This window comes from Streptomyces ziwulingensis (assembly GCF_039542605.1).
In the GTDB taxonomy this organism is placed as follows: domain Bacteria; phylum Actinomycetota; class Actinomycetes; order Streptomycetales; family Streptomycetaceae; genus Streptomyces; species Streptomyces ziwulingensis.
Genome location: NZ_BAABIG010000022.1, coordinates 457,664 through 471,324, shown reverse-complemented (window position 1 = coordinate 471,324; position 13,661 = coordinate 457,664). Strand labels below are relative to the sequence as shown.

Genomic DNA, 13,661 nt, shown 5'->3' with positions numbered 1-13,661 from the left:
ACCGTCGGTCATGGATGATTCGGAGTCTCCGTGAAGCCCGAGCTGGATCTCTTGGACGTCGTCTCCGACGCGCGTGCCCGTGTAGGTGCGCACCCGGCTTGGCAGTCCGGGCCGGAAAGGATCTACGACCTGCTCCGCACGGCGACCAAGTTGCGAGCCATGGAGATCGCCTCAGGAGTCGAGTCCGATCTTCCATGGGAAAGCGTTCTCGCCCAACTCGTCGCATGGCACCACGACTTCCCGCTCGGCACGGGTCCATGCTCTGAGTCCGCTGCTGGCGAGATCACGGCGCTGGCTGCCGCAGCCCAGCACTGGGACCGCTTGGAGACCGGTGTCCGAACTGGCGCCTACCAGGTCCGCCTGACTGGAGGGGGCTTCCGTGTGCGTCACAGCTGGAACCCCGCCGTCGAGGTCGCCGACGCGTTCCTCGAAGCAGCCTCGGTTCCGACGCAGTTGCCGAAACTGTCCGAGACGGAACGCCGGTGGATCTCCACGAGGAGCGCCGGCTCTCGGAAGGGGCCACCAGGGGACGTGTTGGAGGCTGCGGTCAACCGCGCCACCGTGACCATCGAGGCTTACCGGAAGGCGGTGCCCGAGGGCCAAATTCCCGACACCTTCCCCCTCGGCGAGGGGATGACCGTCGGAGACATGACCCGCGTCTTGGCGGTGATCATGGGGATCGCCTCGCTGTGCGAGGAGACAGCGCACCGGCTCTCAAGACTGGAGTCGACGCTCGCTCACATGCCGATTCCACGGCTGATGGCCGTCCTCGCGGACCTGTGCCCAACCGTGTCCGAGGCTCATCAGGCCCTGGCAGTGGAGAGGCTCACCTACCGCTCCGGACGTTCGTGCAGGACATCCCCTCTCGTGCCGTACGGTGGCGCCGTGATCATCTGCCCGCCCCTGATCACTCCCCGGGCCGTGGACCCGATCATGCTTCGTTCCGCTGCCAACGACTCCCGGGGGTTCGGCAGTATCGGACGTGAACTAGGTAACCGTGCAACCGCATGGACCGAATGGCTACGCACGACCCCAGGTGCTCTCGTCGCCGAGCAAGTGCCCGTGACGAGAGCCGACGGCCGATCTGCTGGCGACCTGGACGTGGTAGCCGTGGACCCGGCCGGGCGTGTGGGCCAGTGCTTCGAGATCAAGTGGCCGATCGAGGCGCTGTCACTACCCGAGTCGATGAAGGTGGAGAACTGGGCCACCTCCGCCGCTCGCCAGTTGGACCGGCTGAGAGAAGAACTCCGCGCGGGAACGGCGACGGCCCTGCTGCCGAGCGGCTGGCCACCTTTCGAGTCGATCGACTGGATCTGGTGCGTCGGCACTCCACAGCAGCTCTGCCTGCGTCCGCTCCCAGCGCAGGCCATGCATGTCACGTCCCTTCGCTACGTACAGGCGCTGGGAACGCCACCCGACCTGGCGACCTTGTCAGACGCGCTTGTGAGGCCCGACCTACCGACCGAGGGGGTACATTTCAGGGTCGCCAAGAGATCCTTCCCCGTGGGAAGTCGTCAGGTCCATTCCGATACGCTGGGGCTGGTCCCTGGCCATTGGCGCCCCCGATTCCTGTGAAGGTCGACGAGATGGACGGCCTGTTCGACGGGGTCACTGCGTGAGCAGGCCCGAAACCGTTGCCGGGACGGACAGGAAGTCTCGGCCCCATCCCATCTCGCGAAACCACGGGTCGGGCAAACTCCGGCCGGCATGCGGTGCTGCTCCCGTAGCATCGATTGGTGGTGGGGTGTGTCGCCCTGAGCGAACGAACGCAGTGGTCCCTCTTGGTCGGGGGTCGCATCCGTCCGGTTTCACCGAGTCTCCGGGACGGTCACCCTCCGGAGAGCAACGTCACGGGGAAGCAGAGCCGGGCACATATGAAGTACGACATCGCCGCACCCGAGCCAGCGGGCATGGTGGCCTCGCTCAGCTCCCTCGGGTACTCACTCCCCGCGGCCGTCGCGGACTTGGTGGACAACAGCATCTCCGTCGAGGCGAAGAACATCGACGTGGAGTTCACCTGGGCGGGAGCCGACTCGTGGATCGCCGTCGTCGACGACGGCTGGGGCATGACCCCCGAGGAGCTCATCACGGCCATGACCGTGGCTGCCCGCGGGCCCGCGACCGCACGCACATCCAGCGACCTGGGACGTTTCGGGGTCGGCCTCAAGTCGGCCTCGTTCTCCCAGGCCAGGCAGCTGACCGTGACCACGGCCCAGGATGGGGAATGGCACACTCGCACATGGGACCTCGATGTAGTCGAGGAATCCGGCCAGTGGCGCCTTCTTCACGGGGCCGACGACGACACCACGGCCGTGCTCGACAGGCTTCGAAGCTCGTCCGACCACGGCACCGTCGTGCTGTGGCGGCGACTCAACGGATACCGCACCGACAGCGTCAGCACGGATGACGAGCGCACTCAGAAGCAGTTCTACGCCGAGGCGACGCGCACGGAGTCGCATCTCGGTATGGTCTTCGCCCGCTTCCTCACCGGGGCCCGCCGTCGGAAACTGCAGGTTCGCGGCACCCTCGTGGAGCCCTGGGACCCGTTCATGAGCAGTCACCCCTCGGTGCAGCGTCTGCCGGAGGAGGAACTCCCCCTGAACGGCAGCCTCGTGAGGGTCGAGGCTTTCGTCCTGCCCAGCGCACAGAGGCTCACACCGGAGGAGCACGACCGGGCTGCCGGCCCCGGAGGCTGGCTCGACCAGCAGGGGTTCTACGTCTACCGCAGGAACCGGCTGATCCTCGCGGGAGACTGGCTGGGACAACGGGGCATGCGCAGGGAGGAGAAGTACAACCTGGCGCGCATAGCCGTCGACATCCCCGCCGAAACGGACGCAGAGTGGGGCGTGGACGTGAGGAAGTCGAGCGTCGTCCCGCCTGTCGGCCTCAGGCCACACCTCGACCGCATCGCACGCAAGGCGCGGTCCACAGCCGCCGACTCCCTGAGACACCGTGGCCGGGTGGCCGCACGGACGCACGGTGACCCCCTGTCGTACGCGTGGCTCGTGCGTCGCCCCGACGACAGGGTCGTCTGCAAGATCAACCGCAGCCATCCGCTGGTGGAGGCGGCCCTGCGCCCCGGAGGTGCCAGCGCCGCGGACGTGCGTGCCCTGATCCGGCTCCTGGAGGAGACGATCCCGGTCGCGGCCCTCCGAGTGATGCACGAGGCGGACAGCAGCGACGACCCCGAGCCTTTCGGCGGTCCCGGTGTCGCCGACGCCGAGGCGATCGAGGTTGCACAGCGCATCTACGAGTCACTGGTCCGCGGCGGGCGTTCGCCGGCCGCCGCGAGGGAGAGGCTCCGAACGATGTCGCCCTTCGACCTGCTCCAGGGTTTCTGGAGCAGGTGACCAGACTGTCAGGGGTCGCCCTTACTCTCCGTACGTACCGTCCGTGTCCTGCTGGAGGTCCCCGTGAGTGACGTGTCCGACGACTCGATGGCCAAGGCCAAGCGCCTAGTCCTCGGCTTCCTGCCACAGGACCGGCAGCCGGGGGCGGAGGAGGTACAGAACGCGGTCAATGCCATCTTCGGCCTGCTGGCCGCGCAGGGGGAGGAGGTCGACCGGGAGCTGCTGGTCAAGGAGATCCGGACCCTGGTCGCAGTCTTCCAGGAGCGTTCCCTCGCCCTCACGGACGCCAAGGGGCACGAGCCGTGGCTGCCCGAGGCGAAGATCGACCGAGACTGGGACTTCTGGGAGCGGTACCGCAGGTACCTTGAGGACGTAGTGAGTCTCCCGCCCTGGGTGGTGCGTCGCCTGGACCAGACCTCGGACGACGTGCTGAGCCAGCTGGAGGACCCACGACGTCCCGGTCCGTGGCGGCGGCGGGGGCTCGTGATCGGGCAGGTGCAGTCCGGCAAGACCGGCCAGTACATCGGTCTCGCCGCGAAGGCCGTGGACGCCGGATATCGCTTCGTCGTGGTTCTCGCGGGCATCCACAACGACCTCCGTAGCCAGACCCAGCTCCGGATCGACGAGGGCCTCCTGGGTTTTGACACCCAGCACCAGAGCCGCTCGGACCAGGACGGCCGGTCCCGTGCGATGGGTGTGGGCAAGATGCCGTCGCTGGTCAAGGAGTTCAAGATCGCGTCGCCGACCAACAGTGGCGAGAAGGGCGACTTCGGGCTTGCCACTGCCAAGGCGATCAACTTCCCCCTGGGCAGTTTCCCCGTCGTCCTGGTGGTCAAGAAGCACTACAAGATCCTTGAGTACGTCCGCAAGTGGGTGCTGGACGTCCACGGGACCGAGGACGAGAACGGCGAGAAGACCGTCAAGGACCTTCCGCTGTTCGTCATCGACGACGAGGCCGACAACGCCTCCATCAACACGGTGCGAGATCCCGACGCGGATCCGACCAAGACGAACGCGGAAATCCGCAAGCTCATGAGGAGCTTCGACAAGTCCGCCTACGTCGGTTACACGGCGACCCCCTTCGCCAACATCTACATCGACCCGGATGCGGAGCACTCCGAGGCGGGAGAGGACCTCTTTCCTGCCAGCTTCATCCGCAGTCTTCCCTCGCCGACCAACTACCTCGGTCCCGAGAGGGTCTTCGGGCTGCAGGTGGACGACGAGGACGAGGCCGACGTGGAGCCTCTCCCCCTCGTCCGGCACGTGAACGACGCGGACGCCTGGCTGCCAGCCAAGCACAAGGCCGGTGATGGTCCGGGGGAGACCCTCCCGGGGTCCTTGCGCGAGGCGATCCTCTCGTTTGTGCTCTCCTGCGCCGCCCGGCGGGCCCGAGGCCAGACGAAGGTGCACAACTCCATGCTGGTGCACGTCACCCGCTTCACCTCGGTACAGACCCGAGTCCGAGACCAGGTCGACGACCACCTTCGACTCCTCGTGGACATGATCCGGGACCGGTACGGGAAGGCTCCCGAGCTGCGCGCCGAGCTCCGAGCCCTCTGGGAAAGGGACTTCAAACCCACCACCGACTGCTTCCCCGCGGACCAGGCCGAGCGTGTCACCTGGGAGCAGGTCTCCGAACAACTTCTGCCTGCCCTCCGGAAGATCCAGGTCAAGACCGTCAACGGAGCTTCAAAGGATGCCCTCGACTACTACGAGAACCGGAGGAACGGGCTCTCCGTGATTGCCGTCGGAGGGCAGAAGCTCTCCCGTGGTCTCACGCTCGAGGGGCTGACCGTCAGCTACTACCTGCGGACCTCGAAGACATACGACACACTGCTGCAGATGGGCCGGTGGTTCGGCTACCGTCCCCGTCACGAGGACCTGTGCCGCCTGTACACCACCCCCGCGCTCGAGGACGCCTACGTGGAGGTCACCTCCGCAACGGACGAGCTGCGCAGGGAGGTCGAGGAGATGGCCACCCGTGGCCTCACCCCGACGGAGTTCGGCCTGAAGGTCCGCTCCTCCTCCCTGGGGCTCACCGTGACCGCACCGAACAAGATGCGTCAGGGTACGAAGATCATGCTCAGCTACTCCGGTGAGGGACCGGAGACCGTGATCTTCAAACTCGCCGACAGGGCCGTCGACCACAACTTCGGGGCGCTGGAAGCCCTCGTCCGTCGCTTGGACGCGAGTGGTGACGCCGAGCAGCCCTCCACGAACGGCAACGTCAAGTGGGACGGTGTGCCAGCCGACGTCGTTGCCGAGTTCCTGACCTCGTACGAGGCCGACCGTATGGCGCAGCGCGTGCGTCCCCGGCTCATCGCCAAGTACATCGAGCAGTGCACGAAGGTCGGCGAGCTCGACAACTGGACCGTGGTCCTGGTCGGCAGCACGAAGTCGAAGGAGCCGAAGGATGTTGCGGGCCACACCGTCGGCCTCGTTACACGCAGGGCCCTCAACCCTGAGGGTTTCCGGGCCGAGGGCAGGTACACGATCCGCCGCGTGCTCAGCCCGCCGGACGAGCTGATCGGCCTCGACGACGGTCAGAAGGAGGCAGCGGAGAAGGCTGCGGGGATCACGGCGAACGAGCAGGAGAAGAAGTCGAAGTCGAAGACCCCGGCCGGCCCGTACATCCGCCGGCAGCGCCGCACCGACCAGGGCCTGCTGCTGATCTACCCCATCGCGGTCCCGGACGCCGACAGCGCGGGCACGAAAGCGCCGCTCGTCGGTTTCCAACTGAGCTTCCCGCACTCCGAGTACCAGTCCAAGACCGAGTACGTCGCCAACTCGGTCTGGTTCCAGGAGGACGTCTACACCCTCGCAGAGGAGGACGACGAGTGAACGTCACCGAAGACGACTGGCAGACGCTGGAGAGCCCGCAAGGCACTCCGGGGCGGTCCAGCATCAGTCTGTACACGGACTCACCCCTCGACATCCACCTTGCTGTCTCCCACCCTGGCCGTCAGCGCATGCTGGTCCTGCGCACGGACGCCCGCTCGGCCGACCCGATCGTGCGGTCGGTCAGCCGCCTGCCCAAGGCCGCCGGGATCGAGATGAACCTGAGCGCGGTGTCGCGGGTCGAGTACGAACTCCAGCTGGTCCTGACCGCCAACGATCTCAACGAGGTGTTCAACCCGCTCGTCGCCGACGTCGCCGACGTCGCAAGGGACGCCCCCGATGCCACCGGCGCCCTCTCCGCCGCGGTGCAGCGGTTCGGCAGGTGGCTGGAGCTCCTGAGCGCCGTGGGCAGGGACGGGCTGACCGTCGAGGCGCGTCGGGGGCTCTACGGGGAGCTGCTGGTGCTGGGGGACGTGCTGCTCACCCAGCTGTCCCCGGCCGAGGCCGTAGCAGCATGGACCGGCCCCACGGGGACGAACCAGGACTTCGAGATGCCCGACGTGGCCGTGGAGACGAAGGCAAGCACCGCCAAGCGCCCTCGGAGCATCCGGATCGCCAGCGAGCGTCAGCTTGACGGGACGGGCACGGCAGCGCTCCTGCTCGGTCTCGTCCAGCTCGACGAGCGTCGGGGAGGAACGGGGGAGAGCCTGAACAGACGCGTGGACCTCATACGCAGGCAGATCACCGACCCCGCCGCCCGGACCCGCTTCGACGGCCTGCTCATCCAGGCCGGGTACCTGCCCATGCAGCGGGATCTGTACGACGAGCCCCGCTACACGCTTCGTGACCTGAGGTTCTGGCATGTGCGGGACGACTTCCCGAGGCTGGTCGAGTCCGACCTCCCTGAGGGGGTCGGCGACTGCTCCTACCGCTTGGACGTGTCGGCACTGGCCGCCTACAGGGCAGGGGCCGACGAGGTGAAGGAACTGATCGGGGGATCGGATGGCTGAGCTCGATCTCGCGGAGTTCTCCAGGAGCCTGCTGGCCGACGTCCAGGCGACGGCCGACGCCGAGGCCGCAACCACTCCCGAGACGTTCACCCGGCGTGTCTTCGAGGACTTGGAGGAGGCCGGCGTCGTTTCCAACGCCTTCACCGCCTACCACAAGGCACACGGCCTCCTCGTGCACGGTTATGGCATCGGGGAGTCTGGTGAGTGCCTGGACCTGTTCGTGACGGACTTCCACCTCGCTCCCTTGGACACCAGGCTCACCAAGGGACCGGTCGAGACGTACTTCAGGCGTCTTCTGACGTTTGCCGTGCGGTGCCGGGACGGGCTCCAGAAGGACTTCGAGCCGTTCTCCGACGTGTACGACATGTGCTCGGCCGTCGCCAAGGCACTCACCGAGGTCCAGCGGGTCAGGCTCTTCCTGCTGAGCAACAGGGTGGCCACCCACACCGAGGCCCCCGCCACGGAACTCGACGGCCTGCCGGTGACCCACGAGGTGTGGGACCTGGCACGGCTGCACCGTCACGCGACGTCGGGAGCCCTCAGCGAGCCGATCGTGGTGCCGTTCTACCCACCGCTTCCTTGCGTGGCGGCTCCCAGCTCCGAGGAGGGCCACTCGGTGGTCCTGGCAGTCGTTCCCGGGCAGATGCTCGCCGAGCTGTACGCGGAGTACGACACACGCCTCCTGGAGCTGAACGTCCGTTCCTTCCTCCAGACCCGGGGCGCGGTCAACAAGGGCATCAGAGAGACCTTGCTCCACGCGCCGGGCCGGTTCCTCGCCTACAACAACGGGATCACGGCGACCGCGTCGCAGGTCGACCTCGTGCGGGGGCCGGATGGCATACCCACCCACATCTCCGGGGCGCACGGCCTCCAGATCGTGAACGGGGGACAGACCACCGCCTCGCTCCACCATGCCCTCACGCGGGACAAGGCCGACCTGTCCGAGGTACGGGTTCAGATGAAGCTGACCGAGGTCGCCCCGGACCGACTCGCGGAGATCGTGCCGAAGATCTCGGAGTACTCCAACACCCAGAACCGGGTGACCCAGGTCGACTTCAGCTCGAACCACGAATACCACGTGGAGATGCAACGGATCACCCGTTCCCTGTGGGCGCCCGCCACCGACGGCAGTGGTCAGGAGACCCACTGGTTCTACGAGAGGGCCCGTGGCCAGTACACGGATGCCCTGGCGAAGGCCCGGACCCCCGCTCGGCAGAAGCAGTTCAAGAGGCTCAATCCCTCGAAGCAGAAGTTCACGAAGGCAGATCTGGCCAAGTACGTCCACTCGTGGCACCGACTGCCGCACATGGTCAGCCGGGGTGCCCAGAAGAACTTCGTGGAGTTCATGCTGCATGTCGACGAGGCTCCGCCGCGTGTGGACCTCCGGTACAGCCAGCGGGTGATCGCTATGGCTGTCCTTTTCAAGGCCGTGGACCGCATCGCCGCGATCCACGGTGCCGGCAGCCACAAGAGCATGATCACCACATACACCGTGGCCCGGCTGTCCCTGGCGACCGACCGTCGGATCGACCTCGACCAGATCTGGCGGGAGCAGGCCCTCTCGCCGGTCCTGACGGCCGCGGTCCACGACCTCTGCCCCAGGGTCATGAGGGCAGTGACCACGCCGCTGGCGGGGAACCACGTCGGTGAGTGGGCCAAGAAGGTCGCCTGCTGGGACGCCGTGTCGCAGGTGCCCTGGACCGTCCCTCCCGCACTCTCGCACGAGCTGCGTGACAAGCCGCTGGACGAGGACGCTCTCGCGGGCGGCACCGGCGACGAGACGGGTGCGAGCGACGAGGCCGCGCTGGTTCCTGCCGACGAGTGGTACGCGATCGAGGACTGGGCCAAGGAGACTAGGGTCCTCGAACCGTGGCAGCGGCAGCTGGCTCACTTCGTGGGCAAACGCCTCGAGCTCGGCGAGGACGTTCCCGAGGCACAGGCCGTTCAGGCGCTACACACGCGCAAGGAGGCCCTGGGGCTGGGGTTCACCCCAGCTCTGTAGGAAGGGGAGGGAACACCCGCGACGAGGCTCATGCGCCGGTCGCGGGTCCACCGCAGCAGAGGGTCAGGGATGCCCCTTCTCGATCAGGTCCTTGATCGAGTCCTCCGCTCGCCTCAGCACGATGCGGCCGTCACCGTTACTGAAGGCGACGAGCTCGGCGCCCGGTGGGATGCCGGCCTCCGCCAGCAACCCGAGCGGCAACTCGACACGGCCGTGGTCGTCGACGCTGATTTCGACTGGTTCCCGCAGCATGGGCAAAGTGTGGCACCCTCCGAAGCGGGGCCTGTCGACGGGCTTACAAAGGTAATGATCATGGACGTGGGCGGCGGGGCGGGACGGCGGTGGGTCTCCACCGCCGCGAGCGAGCACCTACACGGGCGCCGGGCGCGGAACACAAGGCCGGAGATCCTTCTGCGGAAGGCCGTCCACCGGACGGGCCTCAGGTTCCGTCTCCAGCAACGGGTGGCCCCCAGGTGCACGGCCGACTTCGTGCTGCCCCGCCACCACGTCGCCGTGTTCGTCGACGGCTGCTTCTGGCACGACTGCCCGGAGCACGGTCCCAAGGGGTTCCGCGGCCCGAACGCCTCTCTTTGGCGGGACAAGATCAACGCCAACAAGGACCGGGACCGGCGGAACACGGAGCAGGCCACGGCCGTCGGCTGGACCGTGGTCAGGGTCTGGGAGTGCGAGATCCGTCGGGACGCGGAGGCCGCTGCGAGACGGGTGGCGGAGGCCACCGGCAGGGGCACAGTAGCTCCGCGTCAGACCTCGACTACTTCTGTGAGGCGGCCAGCGTCAGAAGGTCGTCCGGACGGGCCTTCCGGTCGGGGCAGTACGCGAGGAACGGGCAGTCGGAGCAGACGGGCCCGTCCTCCCGGCACAGATCGGAACCGATGAGCCGGATCGCCCCCATCCGCAGTGGGGCGTCCTTACCCGCGCCCACGAGCTTCACCAGGTTGACGCGTCCCTCGCTGAGCCGGTTCGGATGGTTCGTGTCGAGGCCGTTCATCCTGGCCGCAACCCGCAGTGTCCCCTGCCCGACGAGCATGAGGTCCTCACCGATCAGCAGAAGGTAGAGGGCCTTCTCGCCTGGCTTCATGCCCAGCTTCCCTGGGATGTCGAGCCGCTTTTCCCAGCGCCAGGCATAGGGCTTGTCCACGAGTGGGGCCAGACGGTCGAGGCGGGACCGCGCCGGTGCCGTGGGTGCCATCTCCAGCAGCCTGTCGAGCAGCTTCGCGGTCAGCCTCTTCGCCCGCCGGACGATGCCCATCAGTTCGGCCATCTCGGCTGGTCTGATCTTCGCCCCGGACAGTATGGCGACCACCGCGGCATGGAGCGAGACCTGCTCCACGTCTGGTTCGTCGGGGAGCTGATACCAGTCGGCGCCGTCCCGGCGCTGCTTCGCCCACTCCGTGAGCGCGCTCCGGACCTCACGCCAGTGGGGCTGAAGGCCCTCCCGATCGCCGGAAGCGTCGTCGGCCGGCTTGAGAGCCTCGGCGGCCGCCTCGCCCAACAAGGGGGGGACGGCGTTGCCGATCTGCCGGAACGCATCGCTGCGAGTGCCTGAGAACCGGAACCTGTCAGGGAACGTCTGGACGCGTGCTGCCTCACGCACGGTGAGCGTGCGCAGCTGCTCCGGGTGGATGTACCAGTAGCCGTCCTTGGCGATGTGAGCGGTGATCGTGCGGCTCAGCTGCTGCCAGTCCAGCTTCTTGTACTTGTCCGTGTACTTGTCGGTGGCGTAGCGCTGATACGTCTTCTCTTCATCGGTCTTCAGCAGCTCGCCCAGGTCCGAGTATTTGGTCCTGGATCCCATGAGCTCGAAGATCCGGTGGTCGTCCTTCCGGACCCTGCGGGTCATGTGGTCCCACACACGCCCCCGGGGAGCGCCCGCGCGCATCATCTCCGCGAACGGCGACAGGTTGCGCGGCTTGCGATAGGACATCTCCCGCTCGCCGACCCGCGCGGTGGGCACGACCTCCAGTTCGGGAAGATCACCGATGGCGTCATGCAGGGTGGTGGGCTGGACGTCGGGGTCCCGCCAGTTGAACTCGGCCACGTCCCTCCGGGCCAGAAGGATCAGTCGCTTCCGGTGCTGCGGAACGCCGTAGTTCCACGCGTCGACGAGGCGTACCTGCGTCGCGTACCCGAGCTCCTCCAGCTTCTCCTCGATCGTCCGGATCACGAAAAAGTCGTCGTGCAGGCCCATGTCGGGCACGTTCTCCATGAGGACCACTCGGGGCCGGACCCGCGTGACGATGTCCAGGTAGGCGCTCCAGAGCTCCTTCCGCCGGTCCTCCGGATCACGCCCGTGGTTCTTGACCAGGTCGCGGATCTTGTTGCGCCCGGCCCGACTGAAGGGCTGGCACGGAGGGCCACCGGCAACGAGGTCGATGTTCGCCGAAGCGAGGATCTCCACGAGCCGGTCGCGCTCGGCGGGGTCACCGAGATCCATGTGCAGACTGAGACCCGGGAAGTTCGCCCGGTGCGTCTCCAGCGCACGCTCGTCAAAGTCCACCGCTGCCGCAGTGGTCCAGCCCGCCCGCTCCACTCCGGCGCTGAGCCCCCCGGCACCGGAGAAGAGATCGACGGCGAGCCGCTTGCCCTTGCCGAAGCCTTCCAGCCACTCCTGGAACGTCTCTGGGGTGCAGCTGTCGGGGTGTGGGGCCAGCTTGAGGTAGTCACTGCGTTCAAGAGGTACGCCGTAGCCGCTCCCCTTCACAGCACAACCCTCCATACGCACGACATGAACGAGCACCAGGAGATCACAGACCTACTGGTGGAAGCAAGGATTCTGGCACTCCGGGCACCGGGATCAGCGGAGGTGCCGAGAGCTCCCCAGCTCGACTTTCGCACCCCCGCGACCTGCGGGCTCGAACCGGTGTTCCACGTGTTGAGATGATCGATCATAGTCGAGCCCAGCGTCTGATTCAGCGCAGTTGGCGGGAGTGATTGGTCACTCGTCCGACTAACGAAGCCAGGACACAGAAGGCACGTTCGAGTTACCGCGGGATCGCCAAACACTAGCGCCCAACAGGCTCCTTCAGCCACATGAGTCACGCGTGAACCAGCTGTCAAAATCTAGCCAGTTCACCATGAACCGGTGGCATGGCGGCCCTGGCAGCGCGACAAGCGGGGGCGCGGGTGGACTTCGAGAACGCCAGGTCTTGTCACGAAATTCAGTCGCTCATCGGTTCACGCCACCGAATTGAGCGACCGACGCCAACGAGGTCAGTGGCTACCCCTCGCCGACATAGCTGGGCTCTCATCACCCCAATGTCCTGATTACTGCGTCGATCAGAGCTCCGGCACGCAGGTCATCGCGCCCACTGACGATGTGGTTCATCACGTAGCCGAAGGCAATTCCGTGATCTGGGTCAGCGAAGGCCAAGGAGCCTCCCCGGCCGTTGTGACCGAAGGCGCTTGGCCCACTCATGGGGTTGTCCTGGGTAGGCAGCTGGTACCCAGAGGCGAACCGGCTCGGCGCCACCAGCACTTGGTCCATCCCGGCCGCCTGCTCCTTGGCCGCCGCCGCGACGGTCTCCGGGCTGAGCAGGCGCACGCCGTCCACCTCGCCGATCAACGCCGCGTACATCCGAGCCAGGGCGCGCGCCGTACCAATGCCATTCGAGGCCGGCAGTTCCGCGGCCTGCACCTCGGGTGAGTCGAAGTCGATCGCGGCCGGGTCCGTGACCGCGTACGCCCTGTTGCTGAAGGAATTCGGGTCGCGCCAGGCAGCCACCTGCTCGCGTAGTTCTTCGGGGACCGAGTCAGCGGGCAAGGTGGTGAGGTCGACGTTCGGCTTTCTGTACGCCATGCGGCTCACGCGGTGGCGTTCGTTCGCCGGCAGGCCGATGAAGAAGTCCAGGCCGAGGGGAGCCGCGATCTCGTCGGCGAAGAAGCGGCCGGGAGTGCGGCCGGACACGCGGCGGATCACCTCGCCGACCAGCCAGCCCCAGGTTCGGCCGTGGTAGCCGTGCGCGGTGCCAGGGGTCCACACGGGGCGCTGCGTGGCCAGTGCGGCCGTCATCGGGTGCCAGGACAGCGCCTCGGCCAGTGGGACCGGGCGGTCCAACGTGACGAGGCCGGCCTGGTGGGACAGCAGCCAGCGCACCGGGATGTCTGCCTTGCCGTTCGCGGCGAACTCCGGCCAGTACTCGGCCACCGGCGCGTCCAGGTCCAGGAGGCCGCGCTGGGCCAGCATGTGCGCGGCGGTCGCGGTCGCCCCCTTGGTGGCCGAGTAGACGAGCTGGAGGGTTTCCCGCTCCCACGGGCGACCGGTGTCTCGGTCGGCGATACCGCCCCATAGGTCCACCACCGGTCGGCCGTCCTGGTACACGCAGACCGCCGCGCCAAAGTCTCCGTGCTGGGAGAAGTTTTCCGCGAACGCCTCGCGTACGGGCTCGAACCCGGCCGCGACGTCACCGCCGATCGTCGTCATGCCGCCCATCGTGGCACTCC

Annotated in this window: 8 protein-coding genes and 1 pseudogene; 6 read left to right on the top strand and 3 right to left on the bottom strand. The window is 67.2% G+C overall.

Going from position 1 to position 13,661, the window contains the following annotated elements; all coding sequences use genetic code 11:
* Positions 1–30 precede the first annotated feature (30 nt).
* The 5 genes from ABEB00_RS13055 to ABEB00_RS13035 all read left to right on the top strand — a co-directional run bounded on the left by ABEB00_RS13055 (position 31) and on the right by ABEB00_RS13035 (position 9,200).
* A complete protein-coding gene (locus tag ABEB00_RS13055) occupies positions 31–1,575 on the top strand; it encodes a hypothetical protein (protein ID WP_345619614.1) in 1,545 nt (514 codons plus the stop codon).
* Positions 1,576–1,874: 299 nt separating this feature from the next.
* A complete protein-coding gene (locus ABEB00_RS13050; RefSeq protein WP_345619613.1) occupies positions 1,875–3,350 on the top strand; it encodes an ATP-binding protein in 1,476 nt (491 codons plus the stop codon).
* Between the two features lie 63 nt (positions 3,351–3,413).
* Positions 3,414–6,191, top strand: coding sequence for a Z1 domain-containing protein (locus ABEB00_RS13045; RefSeq protein WP_345619612.1), 2,778 nt, complete (start codon positions 3,414–3,416; stop codon positions 6,189–6,191).
* The gene (locus ABEB00_RS13040) at positions 6,188–7,198 is read left to right on the top strand and encodes a PD-(D/E)XK motif protein (protein ID WP_345619611.1); all 1,011 of its coding nucleotides are present in this window, start codon (positions 6,188–6,190) and stop codon (positions 7,196–7,198) included. The genes ABEB00_RS13045 and ABEB00_RS13040 overlap by 4 nt, the downstream gene beginning before the upstream one ends.
* The gene (locus tag ABEB00_RS13035; RefSeq protein WP_345619609.1) at positions 7,191–9,200 is read left to right on the top strand and encodes an AIPR family protein; all 2,010 of its coding nucleotides are present in this window, start codon (positions 7,191–7,193) and stop codon (positions 9,198–9,200) included. The genes ABEB00_RS13040 and ABEB00_RS13035 overlap by 8 nt, the downstream gene beginning before the upstream one ends.
* Positions 9,201–9,263: 63 nt before the next feature.
* On the opposite strand, the gene ABEB00_RS13030 is transcribed toward ABEB00_RS13035, so the two are convergent.
* Positions 9,264–9,452 carry a hypothetical protein gene (locus tag ABEB00_RS13030; protein ID WP_345619608.1) on the bottom strand — a complete coding sequence of 63 codons (189 nt, stop codon included), beginning with the start codon at positions 9,450–9,452 and terminating at the stop codon, positions 9,264–9,266.
* Positions 9,453–9,506: 54 nt separating this feature from the next.
* Between ABEB00_RS13030 and ABEB00_RS13025 the strand changes: the two are divergent.
* A pseudogene (locus ABEB00_RS13025) lies at positions 9,507–9,878 on the top strand (very short patch repair endonuclease); the annotation flags it as partial.
* A 94-nt stretch (positions 9,879–9,972) separates the two neighbouring features.
* Here the strand turns inward: ABEB00_RS13025 and ABEB00_RS13020 are convergent.
* Together ABEB00_RS13020 and ABEB00_RS13015 are read right to left on the bottom strand one after the other, a co-directional pair.
* Positions 9,973–11,958 carry a DNA cytosine methyltransferase gene (locus ABEB00_RS13020; RefSeq protein WP_345619607.1) on the bottom strand — a complete coding sequence of 662 codons (1,986 nt, stop codon included), beginning with the start codon at positions 11,956–11,958 and terminating at the stop codon, positions 9,973–9,975.
* Positions 11,959–12,468: 510 nt separating this feature from the next.
* The gene (locus ABEB00_RS13015) at positions 12,469–13,641 is read right to left on the bottom strand and encodes a serine hydrolase domain-containing protein (protein ID WP_345619606.1); all 1,173 of its coding nucleotides are present in this window, start codon (positions 13,639–13,641) and stop codon (positions 12,469–12,471) included.
* Between the last annotated feature and the right edge of the window lie 20 nt (positions 13,642–13,661).

Bases quoted from the DNA above. Each gene is read 5' to 3' on its own strand.
- ABEB00_RS13050 (WP_345619613.1), top strand. From the start codon at position 1,875: ATGAAGTACGACATCGCCGCACCCGAGCCAGCGGGCATGGTGGCCTCG.
- ABEB00_RS13035 (WP_345619609.1), top strand. From the start codon at position 7,191: ATGGCTGAGCTCGATCTCGCGGAGTTCTCCAGGAGCCTGCTGGCCGAC.
- ABEB00_RS13030 (WP_345619608.1), bottom strand. From the start codon at position 9,452: ATGCTGCGGGAACCAGTCGAAATCAGCGTCGACGACCACGGCCGTGTC.
- ABEB00_RS13015 (WP_345619606.1), bottom strand. From the start codon at position 13,641: ATGACGACGATCGGCGGTGACGTCGCGGCCGGGTTCGAGCCCGTACGC.